This is a genomic window from Streptomyces sp. H39-S7 (genome assembly GCF_027158205.1).
Classification (GTDB): Bacteria; Actinomycetota; Actinomycetes; order Streptomycetales; family Streptomycetaceae; genus Actinacidiphila.
In genome coordinates this window covers 18,869-33,584 of record NZ_JAPVLU010000008.1, presented here as the reverse complement: position 1 = coordinate 33,584, position 14,716 = coordinate 18,869, and the positions used below count along the sequence as shown (strand labels likewise).

Below are 14,716 nucleotides of genomic sequence, written 5' to 3'. Positions count from 1 at the left end.
CCACTGTCCGAACCCTCCCTGTCCCCGACCCATCGGAGCGCGCAATGTCGCAGCGTCTGAGCCAAGCCCTGCACCGGTTCCGCGGACCCCTGCTGGCCGTGTGGCTGGTGGCGCTCGTCGCGGCCGCGGTCGCGGCCCTGCCGCTGGCCGACCGGCTGAGCGGCGGCGGCTGGTACGTCCCCGGATCGGACTCGCTGCGGGCGGTGCAGTCGATGCGGACGGGCTTCGCCGACCGGGGCGCCAGCAACCTCACGCTGGTCGTGACGGACGAGCGCAACCTCGCCGGCAGCGCGGAGTTCGACCGGCGGATGAGCCGGGTCATGGGTGAGGTCACCGGCGACAAGCGGCTGGAGGCGACCGGCGGTTACGGCTGGATCACCGTGTCCGGCGACGCCCGGAAGGAGTTCGTGGGCAAGGACCGCCGGACGGCCGTCACCACGGTCGGGTCGGCGCTGGACGACGGGACGGCCCGTCGCGTCCTGCCCGAGGTGCAGCGGGAGATCGACGACCGCTACGCGCCCGAGGGGTTACGGGTGTCGATGGTCAGCGCCGGCACGTTCTGGGGCGAGATCAACAAGCTGAGCGCGGAAGGCCTGCAGAAGGCCGAGCTGATCACTTTCCCGCTGGTGCTGCTCATCCTGCTGCTGCTCTACCGCGGAGTGGTCGCCGCCGTGGTGTCGTTCGTGGTCTCGGTGACCGCGATCGTCCTCACCTTCGGGGTGATGTCCGTCCTGGCCGCGCACATCGAGCTGTCGATCTTCGTCCAGAACGCGGCGACCATGATCGGGCTGGGGGTCAGCGTCGATTACTCGCTCTTCATCATCTCCCGCTACGTCGACGAGTTGACCGCGGGACACGATCGCACCACGGCGCTGGCGACAGCCCTGCGCACCAGCGGGAGAACCGTGCTCTTCTCCGGGCTGATCGTCGTCCTGGCCATGTCCAGCCTCTTCCTCGTGGACCTCAACGTCATACGCTCCATCGCGCTGGGCATCGTCGTCGTGGTCGCCTTCGCCACCCTGGCGAGCGTCGTGGTCCTGCCCGTCGTCCTCCACCTGGTCGGTGACCGCATCCTGTGGGGACGCCTGCCGGGCGGGCGCCGGGCGCCGGGCGGACGACGCCGGGCGGCGGCGGAGCGGGGAGACCGCTGGGGGAGGCTGGCGCGGCAGATCATGCGCCGGCCCGTGCTGTTCCTGACGTTGGCGAGCGCCGCCCTGCTCGCCCTGGCCGCCCCCTCGCTCGACCTGCACACCTTCACCCCCGACGCGCGCATCGCGCCCACCTCGTCCCCCGTGCGCCAGGGGTTCGACACCGTGCGCGAGCAGTTCGGGCCGGGCACGGCCTCACCCCACCAGGTCGTCGTCACCTCGCGGTCGGAGCTGTCCGTGTCACCCGGCGCCAGGGAGGTCGCCGGCCTGCAGCAGCAGCTGGCCCGGCTGCCCCACGTCACCGCGGTCCGCTCCCCGCTGGACGTGCTGCGCGCCGTCAGTCCCGACCGGCCGCTGGCGGGGCTGGATCCGGCCGTGTTCCCGCGGCTCCCCGCGGACGCCCGCCGCACCGTCGACCACTACGTCTCCGCCGACCGCCGCACGATCGTGCTGGAGGTCATCGGGGACGACTACGCCTCGTCCGACCGGTCCCGGGCGCTGCTGGATTCCGTCCGCACGGTCGCGGCCGGGATCAGCACCCCTGGCCTGCACGCGGTGGTGGGCGGTGAGACCGCCGAGGGCGCCGACGCCAACACCGCGATCGGGGACGCCCTGCCGGAGGTGGTCGCCGTGATGCTGGCGGTCCTCTACCTGATGCTGCTCGTCACCTTCCGCTCCCTGCTGCTGCCGGTGAAGGCCATCGCGATCAACCTACTGTCGCTCGGCGCGACCTACGGAGTGCTGGTCCTGGTCTTCCAACGCGGCCTGGGCTCCGCCCTCTTCGGCTTCGAGCGCTCCGACCACCTGCAGAACTTCGTCCCGATCCTGCTGCTGGCGATCCTGTTCAGCCTCAGCACCGACTACGAGGTCTTCCTGCTCCGCCGGATCCGCGAGGAGCACGACTCCGGTGCGGACAACACATCCGCCGTGGCCGCCGGGATGGCCCGCACCGCACCGTTGATCTCCGGAGCCGCGCTGCTGATGGTCGCGGTGTTCGGCGCCTTCGCACTGACCGGCATCATGCCGATCCAGCAACTCGGCCTCGGCCTCGCGCTGGCCATCGTCCTGGACGCCACCGTCATCCGGCTCATCGTGGTGCCGGCCGCCATGCGGCTGATGGGCCGCTGGAACTGGTGGCTGCCGGGTCGCCGCCCGGCCCCCTCGTCCGACAGGGCCTCCGAACGCTCCGAGCCCTCGGAGTCCTCGCGTCGGCGGTGAGCCCGACGCCTCCGCCGCCGCGTGCCTCCCCACGCCCCTCCCCGTGCCGTATGCGAAAGGACCCTGATCCAGTGGACAAGCCCGCACTCTTCCTCCTGCTGAACTTCACCGTCATCGGAGCGCTCCCCAGAGTCTTCTTCCGGTCCGACGGCCGCCTCAACGCGAAGTGGTGGCTGACGGCCCTGCCCTTCGGCCTCAGTCCGCTGTTCATCGCCGTGGCCACGGCCCTGGACTGGGAGCCGATCGTCCCCGACTCCTGGCGCACGGGGCTGAATCTGGTGGCGGTGGCACTGAACGCCGTCTCCATCGCCCTGATCTTCCTGACCCTGGGCACGCACCGGATCCCCGTCGCGCTGTGGCACCAGGAGAACGACGACCCGCGCCACATCGTCACCCACGGTGCCTACGGACTGATCCGCCACCCGTTCTACGCGGCCTTCCTCCTGGCGTTCCTCAGCGGAGCGGCGCTCTTCCCGCACCCGGTCACACTGGCTCTGGTCTGCTACGGGTTCGCCGCGCTCAACACCACGGCCGCGCAGGAGGAACGCCGGTTGAGCGGATCGGAGTTCGGAGCGGAGTACCGGGCGTACGTCGACAGGACGGGACGCTTCGTACCCCGTCCCGGCCGGGCGGCGCCGGCGGAGACCAGCAAGGTCGGGAGCTGACCGTGCGGGACCTTCCACCGCTCACCGCCTGGCTGACCGACCCCCACCCCGGGCGGGGCGTGCGCCTGGCCGACGACTCGGGCGGCTGGACGTACGTCCCCTATCCGGAGCTGGCGGCCGCCGCCCACCGGGCCGGCGCCGCGATGCGGGCGGCCGGAGTCCGCCCCGGCGACGTCGTCTGCCTGCTGATGCCCACCGGGCTGCCCTGTCTGGCCGCGCTGTTCGGGGCCTGGGCGGCCGGCGCGACGATCTCCCCGCTGCCGCCGCCCGCGTTCCAGACCGATGACGCGTACGTCGAGCACATCGCCGCCATCCTGGAGCAGGCCGCACCCGCCCTGCTGGTCGCGAGCGGGGAGTTCGACGCGCTGGCGGCCCGCGCGATGACCCGGGCCGGGCTTCCCGGCCGTCCCTGGACGCCCCAGGAGATCACGGACGGGCCCTCCGAACCCGAGGGGTCGGTGCCTGACGGCGCCCGACCGGTGGCTCCGCCCCCGGAGGCCGTCGCCCTGCTGCAGTTCACCTCGGGCTCCACGGGCCGACCCCGCGGGGTCCAGGTCTCCTGGCGGAACCTCGCGGCGAACCGGGTTCTGCAGAGCCGCCTGATCGGGTGGCGGGACGGCGACGGATTCGCGTCCTGGCTGCCGCTCCACCACGACATGGGCCTGATCGGCTGCTGCCTCTTCCCGGTCGCCTCGCAGAGCGACCTGTGGCTGATGCGCCCGGAGCAGTTCATCCGCGACCCGGCGCGCTGGCTGGACTGCTTCGCGCCCGGCCGCGCGGCGCACTCGGCGGCTCCGTCGTTCGCGTTCGCCTACGCGGCCCGGCGGGTGCGGCCGCGACGGCTGGACGAACTGGACCTGTCCGGGTGGCGCAGCGTCTGCGTCGGCGCGGAGGCGGTCGACCCCGCGGCGCTCTCCGCGTTCGCCCGGTTCGCCGCGCCGGCCGGGTTCTCCCCGGACGCGTATGTGCCCTCCTACGGCCTGGCGGAGAACACCCTCGCGGTGTCGGGCGCCGCCGCGCCGCTGGTGATCCTGCGCCCCGACTGGGCCGCGCTGCGGATCGGCCGGGAGGTGACCGTCGAGGACACCGCCCGGTTGGGCGACCGGCCCGTCGAAGCGGGCTCCGGCTGGCTCGTCGGCCATGGCTTCCCCCAGGCCGGGGACGGGGTCGCCGTCCGCATCCTGGACGAGGACGGCGCCCCTGTTCCGGCCTGCCACCTGGGGGAGATCGCGGTGTCGGGCGACTCGGTGGCGGCGGGCTATCACGCGGGCCGCGAGGGCGGTCCCGATTCCACCCGCTTCGTCGGGGGTGAACTGCGCACCGGGGACGCCGGTTTCCTGCACGACGGCCAGCTCTTCGTCCTGGGCCGGATGGGCGACAGCCTGAAGCTGCGCGGGCGGAGCGTCTACGTCGACGACCTCGACGCGAAGGTCGCCGCCGTGATCGGGCTGGACCGGGACCGTGCGGCGGTGGTGGCCCTGAACGACCGCGGCCGGGCCGGTGTCGCCGTCTTCGTGGAAGCGGCCCCCGGACCCTGGACGGAGAAGGTGACGGACCTGCTGCGTGCCGAACTCGGTCCCGAGCCCGCCCTCACCCTCGTCGCCGGCCGCCGCGGCCTGCTCAAGCGCACCACCAGCGGCAAGCTGCGCCGCCGCCACATGTGGCAGCTGCTCCAGGAGGGCGGCCTCGAGGCGGTGACCACCAGGCTGTGACGGCACGCCACCGCGCCCGGCTGGGACGGCCTTCGCGGCTCGCCGCCACGGAATCCTTGCCACCGGACCGCGAAAGCGCAGCAAAGCACCCTAAAACGGATACTCTCCCCTCGGGCGGCACCAGGGCTACCGATGGAGAGCGATGCCAGCGAACCAGCGCACCACCGGCGCGACCGTGTGGCAGGTGGTGGGGAACCCCAAGATCTGGGCCTTCCCCGCGACCATCATCGGGCTGGTCGCCCTGCTCCTCTCGCTGGTCTACATGGGTGGCATCCTCAACCCTGGCGGGAATCTGCGGCACATGCCCATCGGCCTGGTCAACGCCGACAAGGGCGCCGTGGTGGCGGGGCAGCGGACGAACCTGGGAGAGCAGGTCACCGACGGCATCGCGGCGAGCGCCGCGTCGCAGCAGCAGGCGTCCTGGCGGCAGCTCGACGCGGCGGCCGCCCGGCACGGACTCGCCTCCGGCAAGCTGTACGGCGTCCTCGAGGTACCGGACGGCTTCACCGCGGCCGTCGGCGCACTGGGCGCCCCGACCGGGCGGCAGCCGGCCCGCCCGACGATGTCCGTGCTGACCAATCCGGGGGCGGGCAGCCTGGCCTCGTCGCTGGCGAGCTCCATCTCCCAGCAGGCGGCGCACGGTGCGTCGGCGCAGCTCGGCGCGTCACTCGTCCAGCGTCCGCGCCCCGGGGGCGGTGCGATGACCAACGCCGAACGGCTGCTGCTGCAGGACCCGGTGGCGGTCAAGGTGTCGGTCGGGCACGCGATCGGGTCGCACAGCGGCCTGGGTCTGACCGCCTTCTACTACACCCTGCTGCTGGTCCTGTCCGGCTTCCTCGGGGCGAGCGTGATCAGCAACGGCGTCGACGTCGCGCTCGGTTACGCGGCCAGCGAGCTGGGCCCCGTGCGCACCCAGCGGCCCACCGTGCCGATCACCCGGACCCGGACGTTCATCGTCACCTGCGTCATGTCGCTGGGGCTCTCCGCGCTGACGTCCAGTCTGATCATGCTGGCGACGGTGGCGATCCTCGGGATGGACGCGTCGCATCTGCCGTTGCTGTGGGTCTTCTCGTTCTGCGCGACCGCCGCGGTGGGGCTCGGGGTGCAGGCCCTGCTGGCGGCCTTCGGCGGAATCGGGCAGCTGATCAGCATGTTCGTCTTCATCGCGCTGGCCCTGCCGTCCTCGGGTGCGACCATTCCGCTGCAGGCGCTGCCCGGCTTCTACCGCGTGCTGTCCGAGTTCGAACCGATGCGGCAACTCGCCGACGGCGTGCGGGCGATCATGTACTTCGGCGCCCAGGCGGACGCCGGCCTCACCCGTGCCTGGGTCATGATCGCGGTCGGCACGCTGGCCGCCCTGGCCTTCGGCTTCGCCATGACCGGCTACTACGACCGCAAGGGCCTGCACCGCATCGTTCCCGAACACGTATGACGGTTCGCCCTGCCGACGACCGCCGCCAACGGCTGCGCGGCGCAGGGCTGGCGGAGGTACGCCGGCTTCGCTGAGATACTGGGGGCTGATGGCCTCGTACTCGCGCACTGCCTGACGTCGACCCAGACCGGGCCACTGATCCATCGGAGACACCATGACGACCCCGACCCCGGTCGCCGCCGACGGCACCGCCCGCTGATGGGCGCGCTGGAGCCCGTCGCCCTGGTGCTCGACGGCTACATCGAAGAGATCCCCGTCCCGGCGCCCGGCGACGCCGACGGGGTGACGGCGGCGTTCCGTCTGATCCATTCGCCCACCGACCACGCGGCGGACGAGATGCTCCTCCCGTGCCTGGTGACGGATCCCGCCCTCGTCAGGACGGCCCTGGAAGAGCTGGAGGAGGGCGACCTGCTGCGGGTCGAGGGCGTGCTGATGCTGCCCGGGGGGACTGCCGACGGTGTGCTGCGTCTGCGGGTGGAAGCCATCGAGGTGCTGTCGCGGGCCCCGGTACGCGAGATCGAACCCGACACGGTCGAGCGCTACGGGCCGTACGTCATCGTCAGCGGTACCAGCGACACCATCGGCGCCGATCCGCTCCAGATGTGGACCGACGCCGGTGCCTGGGTCGGTATCGCGCCTGGCCCGGCCGCCGTTCAGGACATGATCACCGCCTATGAGGCCCGCGCCGACGGCACGTGACGAGGGCCCGCCGGGCGCCGTCCGGCGACGCGGGACCGGCCCTGCCCCCGCGGGGGCTACATGCGGCGCATCACGGCCACCACACGGCCGAGGATCGTCGCGTCGTCCCCGGCGATGGGGGAGTAGGCGTCGTTGTGGGGGTGGAGCCACGCGTGTCCGGTCGCGTCGCGCTTGAACCGTTTGACGGTGGCTTCTCCTTCGATCATCGCGGCGACGATGTCGCCGTGGGCGGCCGAGCTCTGCCGGCGGACGGTGACCCAGTCCCCGGTGACGATGGCCGCGTCGATCATGGAGTCGCCGACGACCTCCAGCGCGAACAGTTCCCCCTCGCCGACCAGGAGCCGCGGCAGTTCGAGCACGTCCTGGATGTCCTCCTGGGCGGTGATCGGTATGCCGGCCGCGATCCTGCCGATGAGCGGCACGGACGTGGTCGCCTTGCGGCCGGCCGACCGCGCGATGCCCGGGTCCTCCGGCAGCACATAGGCGCGCGGTGTGTGGGGGTCTCTGCGCAGGGCGCCCTTGCGCTCCAGCACCATCAACTGATGGGCGACCGAGGACGTACTGGACAGGCCAACGGCCAGGCCGATCTCCCGCATCGACGGCGGGTAGCCGGTGCTGGCGATGAAGTCCCGGATGGTGGCGACGATATCGGCCTGCCGGCTGGTGAGCCCGTCGTAGTTGCCCGGCGCACCCGGCGGTCGGCCGGGGCGTCCTGCTGTCTTGCGGCTGTCCATGCTCCGCGCGCCCTCCCTCGCTGGCGATCATGGTGAGAGAAGCACAGTAACCCGGACAGACCGGGTAAGGGAACGACTTTTCGAATAAGGCTCATGCCTTGATCGACTGGATGGGCTCCTCCCGCGGGCCGGACGACATGCGCGGTACCCCGTGACCGCGTCAGTGGACGGCCGCGGTTACGCGCCCGGGTCGTTGTCGATGCGGCCGAGCAGTTCGAGCAGGGTGGAGCGGTCGGTGGGGGACAGGGCGGCGAAGCACGCGGTGAGGACTTCGTCGGCGATCCGATGCCCCGCGGCCAGGGTCTCCTCGCCGGCGGGGGTGAGGTAGTGCTCGATGCGTCGGCCGTGGCCCGGCCGGCGCTCGATCAGTCCGAGGGCGGCCAGCCGGCCGGCGAGCGTCCCGAACGCCTGCTCGCTCTGGAATGTCGCCGCGGCCAGTGCGCGGGCCGGCGCTCCGGGCGTGCGGTCGATGGCCCGCAGGGCGTCCCACTGGGCGAGGGTGGTTCCGGCGGAGGCGAGGCGGCTTTCGAGCGCCCGGTGCTGCTTGTACTGGGCCTGCTTCACCGCTCTGCCGAGGACCTGCAGTTCATCGGGCATGCAGCCAGCCTAGTCCATGGCCAAGCTTGTTTATATAAACATCTTTAGTTAAGGTCTCGGCATGCCTACGAACCGCACGGTTGACGTGTACTCGGACCTGTCCCTCACCCTGACCGAAGCCGGCTCCGGCCGGCCCTGCCTGATCCTGCACGGCGGCGGAGGCCCGGCCACCGTCGCCGGCCTCGCCGGAGAGCTCTCCCGGACCCTGCACACGATCACACCGACCCATCCCGGCTGGAACGGCGCTCCCCGCCCCACGTGGCTGACCGGTATCGACGACCTCGCGCTCGCCTACCTGCACTGCCTCCAGGACCTCGAACTGCGCGACGTGCTCGTCATCGGCTCCTCGCTCGGCGGCTGGGCGGCCGCCGAGATGGCGGTACGGGACACCGCGGGACTCATCACCGGACTCGTCCTGATCGACGCGGTCGGCGTGCACGTCGAGACCGAGCCGATCACCGACTTCTTCGCCCTCGACGCCGCCGGCCTGGCCGAGTACGCCTGGCACGACTCGGCCCGCTTCTACGTCGACCCCGCGGACATACCCACTGAGCAGCTCGCCCTCCGGGAAGCCAACCAGGCCGCGATGCGGGAACTCGCGGGAGACCCCTATATGCACGACCCCAAGCTCCTCCGCCGCCTGGGGCGCGTCGACGTCCCCACCCTCGTGCTGTGGGGAGAGAGCGACCGCATCGTCACCCCCGCCTATGGCGCGGCGTACGCCGCGGCGCTGGGCAACGGACGACTGCGGGTCATCCCGGAGGCGGGCCACCTGCCGCAGATCGAGCAGTCCGCGGCCACGCTCGCCCTGATCGACGACTACCTCGCGTCGGGCAGGTAAGGGGAGCCTGCAAACGAGGTCGCCGGAAACGCCGGTTTCCCGGCTGACCGCCCTCGACTCGGGGAAGGATGTGGCACAGCCGCACCGGGCGAGGGGGAGGACGGGGCATGGGGATCTTCGGGCGCAGGAGACGGCCTGCGGACGCACCGCCGATGGACGCACCACCGACGGACGCACCACCGACGGACGCACCGCCGCCGCGGACGCCGCAGGACGCGCGTCCCCGGTCGATGTCGCCGGACGCGCAGCCCACCACGACGCGACGGCAGGCCGGGCCGCAGGACCGTCCGCTGCCCGGCGGTGACGACGACGAGAGCCGATGGATCTACGAGGTCGCGGGGGAGTACTCCTCGGAGACCTGGGCGCCGCCGGAGTCGGTCCGCCGCTGATGGCGGGTGGATCGCGACGGCAACGAGCTCGAAGGGCCCGTGGAGAACGAGAATTTCGGGCCCCCGCAGAACGACCTGCGCCGCGCCACCGACCCCGACGGCCCGCTCAGCTGGCTCCCCGACCCGGAGGCCACGGTGCGGGCCTGGCTGTCGGTCGCGCTCGACCGCGTCGCCGAGGGCATCGAGGTCCACTGGCTCCAGGTCATCGGAGCGCCTCTGGTCCTCGCCGGCCACGACGCCTCGGATTTCGCCGTGCCCGACTTCGACGGCGTCCCGCCGCCCCGCATCGGCGTCGCCGTGCCGGTCGGGCTCGGCGCCCAGATGGCCGGGCACGCCCCGAAGGTGCTGTGGGGCCTGCTGCTCTGGGTGACGGTCAGCGAGGATCCGGCCGCCGACGCCCGGCAGAACGTCTGGCTCCGCCACGAGACCGAAGCCGACCGCGCCGACGAACTCCTGCGCATCGTGCTCCAGGCCCCGGACATCCGCTTCTGACACCGCGCGCCGCCCCCGGTCGGCGGCGCCGCTATCCGGTGAGTGTCTGGGTGCCGAGTACGGAGAGGAGTGCGAGGCGTTCGGCGTCGGGGGTGCCGGGCTCGGCGGTGTAGACCATGATGCGCAAGTCGCTGCCCGCGACGTTGAGGATGTCGCAGTCGAGCGTCACCACGCCCACCAGCGGGTGGTCGATCGTCTTGTGGCCGCCCTCGACGCGACCGACGGCTCCGCCGTCCCACAGTTCGGAGAACCGTTCGCTGCCCGCCCGCAGCTCCTTGATCAGCCGCTGTACCCGCAGGTCCGCCGGATACTTGCTCGCGGTCGCACGCAACGCGGTGACCTGCGCGATCTCATGCGCGCGCTGGGACTGCGGGGTGTGACGGACGTTACCGGGCGAGCCGAGGAAGGTGCGCCACACAGCGTTGCGCTCGTTGCCGTGGTGCTCGCCCATCAGCGCCACGTACAGCGGGTTGGCCAGCAGCAGGGTCCAGGCGGCGTCGGAGACCGCGACCGGCGTCCCGCTCAGGCGGTCGAGCATCCGCTGGACGCTCGGCGCGATGTGGGCGGGCACCGTGCCCTGCCCCGGCGGCACCAGTCCGGCGGCGTGGAACAGGTGCTCGCGCTCGTCGGCGGACAGGCGCAGCGCCCGGCCCAACGCCTCGACGACCTGTTCCGAGGGGTTGGTCGCCCGGCCCTGTTCGAGGCGGGTGACGTAGTCGACGGAGATCCCGGCCAGCAGGGCGAGCTCCTCGCGGCGCAGGCCGGTCGTGCGCCGACGGCCACCGTCCGGCAGCCCCGCCGCCTCCGGGCGGACCCGATCGCGCCAGCGCCGCACCGTGTGCCCGAACTCCGTGGTCGCCATGACACCACTGTGCACCGGGCGGCCGGGATCTTCCTGGTACTGGCGGTCCCAGGAAGATCCGGGCCCTGGCTGACCCGGACCACGGTGCCGCAGCGTGGAGGCATGACGACAACACTGATCACCGGAGCGAACAAGGGTCTCGGTCACGAGACCGCCCGCCGGCTCATCGCCGCGGGACACACCGTCTACCTCGGAAGCCGGGACGCCGCCCGGGGACAGCGGGCCGCCGAGCGGCTCGGCGCGCGCGGGATCCAGCTCGACATCACCGACGACGCGTCCGTGCGGGCCGCGGTGAAGACCGTCGAGGCCGACGGAGGGCTGGACGTACTGATCAACAACGCCGGCATCCAGGCGGAGATGCGGGACGACGGCGTCGTCGTGATCGACGCCGCGGAACTGACCGCCGACGTGATGCGGAAGACATTCGAGACCAACGTTTTTGGCACGGTGCGTGTCCTCCACGCGTTTCTGCCGCTGCTGCGGCGTTCCGCCGCCCCGGTCGTGGTCAATGTCAGCAGTGGTCTGGCCTCGCTTTCCCGGGTCACCGCCGTGGGAACGCCGACGCACGCCTACCCGGGCGTGGCCTATCCGGCGTCGAAGGCCGCGGTCAACATGGTCACGGTGCAGTACGCGAAGGCGTTCCCGAACATGCGGATCAACGCCGTGGAGCCCGGTTTCACGGAGACCGACCTGAATGCGAACACCGGAATTCAAAGCGTCGAGCAGGGTGCCGAGATCATCGTGCGTATGGCGCAGGTGGGCTCCGACGGCCCGACCGGGGGATATTTCGACGCGGAGGGCGTCCTGCCCTGGTGAGCAGGGACGGGATGTGAGCATGCGGGCGCCGACGGTCACGTCGGTGCCCGTAGTCGTCACGCAGGGTCGTGCGAGCGTGGCGAAAAGGAGCGGAACGAGCTGGTTGTGCGGTTCCATACCTTTCGTGGGCGAACCCTTTTTATGTCTGAAAAGACCGAATCGCGTGAGCCCCGGCACAGGACCTACGTCACGTCCGAAGGTGCTTAGTGGACGCTTTTGCCTGGATTACTCAGGCCATGCACGGCGTAATGCGGTGCCCTTCGACTTCTCTTACTAAGACGCGTAGTAGACGAGGTCTTTGCCATCGTCGATGGCCCGCGTTAACCATGGTTCGAGTAAGCACGACCCGGAGCGCCACGGCCTCTCGACACATCAGCGAGAACGAGCCCGCCCCCTGCTCCGCACGCCGCCGCCAAGGCCGGCCGTCCCCCTGATCCCGTCCGGAAGAGGTACATCCCGCATGTCCGCACGCACTCAGCTCTCCGCCCTTCGCACCTTCCGCCCCACCAAGCGCCTCCAGGTCTCCGCCGTCGCGCTGGCCGCCGCCGGTGCCACCACGGCCCTGGCCCTCGCAGGCACCACAGGCCAGAGCACCTCCGCGCTGCCGTCCGACAGCGTCGCGAAGGTCTCCGCCGCCGGCAAGTCCGGCACCAAGGTCCAGGGGCTCACCGAGCGCGTGGCCCCCAAGACCTACCCGGCCTACGTCGGCAAGCCCGCCACGGCCGCGAAGGACTCCGCGCGCGACCTCACCAAGGCGCCCGTGAAGGCGAAGCCGGCTGCCAAGCCGGCCGCCGCCGCGAAGCACGCGGCCAAGCCGGCCGCGGACCGCTCGACGGTGCGAAAGCCCGTGGCCGTTTCGGCCCCGAAGTACGCGAACAACCTGGACGGGTGGATCCGGCACTCGCTGGCCATCATGAAGAGCAAGGGCATCCCCGGTAGCTACGAGGGCCTGCACCGCAACATCATTCGCGAGTCCAGCGGCAACCCGAACGCCGTCAACGACTGGGACATCAACGCGATCAACGGCATCCCGTCCAAGGGTCTGCTCCAGGTCATCCAGCCGACCTTCGACACCTACCACGTCAAGGGCACCGCCAACAGCCTCACGGACCCGGTCGCCAACATCACCGCCGCTGCCAACTACGCGGCCCACCGGTACGGCTCGATCGACAACGTCGACTCCGCCTACTGATCCACCCCACCAGCACCTTTCGGCGCTCGCCGGGGTCCCGGGCCAATCGGCGACCCTACGGCGTCCCGTCGTACAACTTCGCCCTCGTCCGGTACGTGAAGAACTGCTGACGCCCCGCACCGTCCGACGTCCGACCACGGCACCCGCCGCCGTGGTCGGACGTCGTCGTGTACCCACCGCCGGGCGGCGGGCCGTTCAGTCGCGGGTGTCGGTGTGGCGGTAGCCGAAGGGGCCCGGCAGGTTGGTGGAAGTGGTCCTTCTGCCGGTCGTCGACCAGGTGCGATGACCGCCCTTCGAACCGACGGTCAACGAGAGGGACTTGCGGTTCACATTGAGTCGGACGCCGGGGAAGATCCGGAACGACTTGCGAAAAGTGATGGGCATGTGGGCCTCCTCGATCGGTGATGTGCGTCGTCTGCCCCAAGTCGCCTCGTCCTACCGCATCCTGACAAGGATTTTCGAGGCGGGTCGGCTACGAGGAGGGGAGGCGCGCGGCCACTCCGAACATGGTCACGGACATGTGGAGGGCGCCCTCGGCGGCGGCGGAGGTGAGGTCGGCGTACAGGGTGTCCCGCTGCTGCTCGGAGATCAGCTCCTCGCGCAGCGCGGACTCGCCGAGCATGCGGATGAGCTGCCAGTTGACTTCGGTGTTGCTCTGGATCAGTGCCTGCGAGCCGACATCCGTGGTCTCCAGGCCCGCCGTGGCCAGGAGACCGACGAGTTGCCGTCCGGCTTGGGGGTTCGCGGAAGCCGTCAGCGCGCGGCGCATCAGCGCGGCGACGATGTCGGGGTCGCCCGGGTACAGGAGCGAAGTCGCCCAGTCGGTGTCGAGCAGCACGACGCGCCCGCCCGGTCGCAGCACGCGCACGATCTCACCGACCGCCTTCGCGGGCTCGGTGAGATGCTGGAAGACGCGCTCGCACCAGACCACATCGGTGCCGGCATCGTCGAGCGGCAGCGTCACCGCGTCACCCGCGACGAACCGGGCGGTGCTGCCGGCCGCGGCCGCACGCCGTTCCGCGGCCTCCCGCAGCCCGTCGTGCGGTTCGACCCCGACCGCGTCGCCGGCCGGCCCGACGGCCGCGGCGAGGACCTGGGTCTCCGACCCGGTGCCCGCGCCGATATCGACGGCCCGCTCCCCGGGCCGTGCGCCCACCGCCGCGTGGGCCCACTGCCGAAGCCTGCGGACACCCTCGCTGTCGGCCTGCGCGTCCAGCGCACCGATCAGCCGTTCCGTGGGCGTGACGCCGATGTTGGTCACATGAAACGCCGAAGTCGGCCGAGAATCCGCCATGCCGCCATCCTAGAGGCCGCCCCGCGACGCCCCAAGGAACCGCTCAGGAACCGGTTGTCGACATATCGATGGATGCCGCGAAGGCCGCGAGGACGGTGAAGTCCTCGCTCCGCAGCCCGATCCGCGGATTGACGTGATGGAGCAGCACGGGCGCACGGTGCCGGGCCGCCACGTGCGCGTGATCCGCCCCGCCCTGCTCATCGTCCACCCAGGCGAACGGCCGTCCGCCCGCGTACTCCACCAGCGGATCGGACTTCCAATGGACCCCGTCGGGACGCTCCCGCAGCAGCGCGCCTCCGAAGTCCACGAACGGAAGCTCGGGCAGTCCCACCACCGGTCCGATCCACCGGTTCGCCTCGCCCATCCACGTGGTCGCCCAGCAGATCTCGTAACCGAGACCCAGCAGCGCCCGCCCGTGACCGGGGTTGAGCCAGACCCGCAGCGGCCGCCTACGGGATCGCAGACCTGCCGAGTCATCGGCGCCGCCATCCCGCGGGACTCGGAGGGTGGTGTAGCCCTCGGGGCGCCTCTCGGGCTGCGCCGCGTACGGATTCAGAGGCCCGTCAACGTCGAGGAACAGCAACGGCCGGCTCATGGGGTGAGCATAGGTGGCCGTGCGGCGGTG

The 14,716-nt window shown here is 71.4% G+C and carries 16 protein-coding genes; 10 read left to right on the top strand and 6 right to left on the bottom strand.

Annotation, left to right across the window (positions count from 1 at the left end):
- The first annotated feature begins 44 nt into the window (after positions 1–44).
- The 5 genes from O3X23_RS09545 (at position 45) to O3X23_RS09525 (ending at position 6,874) form a co-directional block, all read left to right on the top strand.
- Entirely contained in the window at positions 45–2,366 is a 2,322-nt protein-coding gene (locus tag O3X23_RS09545) for an MMPL family transporter (protein WP_269270819.1), read from the top strand.
- 71 nt (positions 2,367–2,437) lie between these two features.
- Positions 2,438–3,031: a methyltransferase family protein gene (locus tag O3X23_RS09540; RefSeq protein ID WP_269270818.1), complete on the top strand. Its 594-nt coding sequence runs from the start codon at positions 2,438–2,440 to the stop codon at positions 3,029–3,031.
- Positions 3,032–3,033: 2 nt separating this feature from the next.
- Positions 3,034–4,743, top strand: coding sequence for an AMP-binding protein (locus O3X23_RS09535; protein ID WP_269270817.1), 1,710 nt, complete (start codon positions 3,034–3,036; stop codon positions 4,741–4,743).
- Between the two features lie 142 nt (positions 4,744–4,885).
- Positions 4,886–6,175, top strand: a complete 1,290-nt coding sequence (locus O3X23_RS09530; RefSeq protein WP_269270816.1) for a YhgE/Pip domain-containing protein — start codon at positions 4,886–4,888, stop codon at positions 6,173–6,175.
- A 198-nt stretch (positions 6,176–6,373) separates the two neighbouring features.
- Complete coding sequence (locus tag O3X23_RS09525; protein WP_269270815.1) at positions 6,374–6,874, top strand: hypothetical protein; 501 nt, start codon at positions 6,374–6,376, stop codon at positions 6,872–6,874.
- Positions 6,875–6,930: 56 nt separating this feature from the next.
- On the opposite strand, the gene lexA is transcribed toward O3X23_RS09525, so the two are convergent.
- Positions 6,931–7,608: a transcriptional repressor LexA gene (lexA, locus tag O3X23_RS09520; RefSeq protein WP_269270814.1), complete on the bottom strand. Its 678-nt coding sequence runs from the start codon at positions 7,606–7,608 to the stop codon at positions 6,931–6,933.
- Between the two features lie 177 nt (positions 7,609–7,785).
- Positions 7,786–8,205 carry a MarR family winged helix-turn-helix transcriptional regulator gene (locus O3X23_RS09515; RefSeq protein ID WP_269270813.1) on the bottom strand — a complete coding sequence of 140 codons (420 nt, stop codon included), beginning with the start codon at positions 8,203–8,205 and terminating at the stop codon, positions 7,786–7,788.
- 61 nt (positions 8,206–8,266) lie between these two features.
- On the opposite strand from O3X23_RS09515, the gene O3X23_RS09510 reads away from it, so the two are divergent.
- The 3 genes from O3X23_RS09510 (at position 8,267) to O3X23_RS09500 (ending at position 9,927) form a co-directional block, all read left to right on the top strand.
- On the top strand, positions 8,267–9,046 hold the full coding sequence (locus O3X23_RS09510) for an alpha/beta fold hydrolase (RefSeq protein ID WP_269270812.1): 780 nt from the start codon (positions 8,267–8,269) through the stop codon (positions 9,044–9,046).
- Between the two features lie 152 nt (positions 9,047–9,198).
- The gene (locus tag O3X23_RS09505; protein ID WP_269270811.1) at positions 9,199–9,435 is read left to right on the top strand and encodes a hypothetical protein; all 237 of its coding nucleotides are present in this window, start codon (positions 9,199–9,201) and stop codon (positions 9,433–9,435) included.
- A 39-nt stretch (positions 9,436–9,474) separates the two neighbouring features.
- The gene (locus O3X23_RS09500; protein ID WP_269270810.1) at positions 9,475–9,927 is read left to right on the top strand and encodes a hypothetical protein; all 453 of its coding nucleotides are present in this window, start codon (positions 9,475–9,477) and stop codon (positions 9,925–9,927) included.
- 31 nt (positions 9,928–9,958) lie between these two features.
- Here O3X23_RS09500 and O3X23_RS09495 read toward each other — a convergent pair whose 3' ends face one another.
- Entirely contained in the window at positions 9,959–10,789 is an 831-nt protein-coding gene (locus tag O3X23_RS09495; protein ID WP_269270809.1) for a helix-turn-helix transcriptional regulator, read from the bottom strand.
- 102 nt (positions 10,790–10,891) lie between these two features.
- Here O3X23_RS09495 and O3X23_RS09490 point away from each other — a divergent pair, with 102 nt between their 5' ends.
- The gene (locus O3X23_RS09490) at positions 10,892–11,605 is read left to right on the top strand and encodes an SDR family NAD(P)-dependent oxidoreductase (RefSeq protein WP_269270808.1); all 714 of its coding nucleotides are present in this window, start codon (positions 10,892–10,894) and stop codon (positions 11,603–11,605) included.
- 460 nt (positions 11,606–12,065) lie between these two features.
- Entirely contained in the window at positions 12,066–12,797 is a 732-nt protein-coding gene (locus O3X23_RS09485; RefSeq protein ID WP_269270807.1) for a transglycosylase SLT domain-containing protein, read from the top strand.
- A 195-nt stretch (positions 12,798–12,992) separates the two neighbouring features.
- Here O3X23_RS09485 and O3X23_RS09480 read toward each other — a convergent pair whose 3' ends face one another.
- The 3 genes from O3X23_RS09480 to O3X23_RS09470 all read right to left on the bottom strand — a co-directional run bounded on the left by O3X23_RS09480 (position 12,993) and on the right by O3X23_RS09470 (position 14,686).
- The gene (locus O3X23_RS09480; protein WP_269270806.1) at positions 12,993–13,181 is read right to left on the bottom strand and encodes a DUF4236 domain-containing protein; all 189 of its coding nucleotides are present in this window, start codon (positions 13,179–13,181) and stop codon (positions 12,993–12,995) included.
- Between the two features lie 88 nt (positions 13,182–13,269).
- The gene (locus O3X23_RS09475; protein WP_269270805.1) at positions 13,270–14,091 is read right to left on the bottom strand and encodes a methyltransferase domain-containing protein; all 822 of its coding nucleotides are present in this window, start codon (positions 14,089–14,091) and stop codon (positions 13,270–13,272) included.
- 43 nt (positions 14,092–14,134) lie between these two features.
- Positions 14,135–14,686 (bottom strand): hypothetical protein, encoded by a 552-nt coding sequence (locus tag O3X23_RS09470; protein WP_269270804.1) that lies wholly within the window; start codon positions 14,684–14,686, stop codon positions 14,135–14,137.
- Between the last annotated feature and the right edge of the window lie 30 nt (positions 14,687–14,716).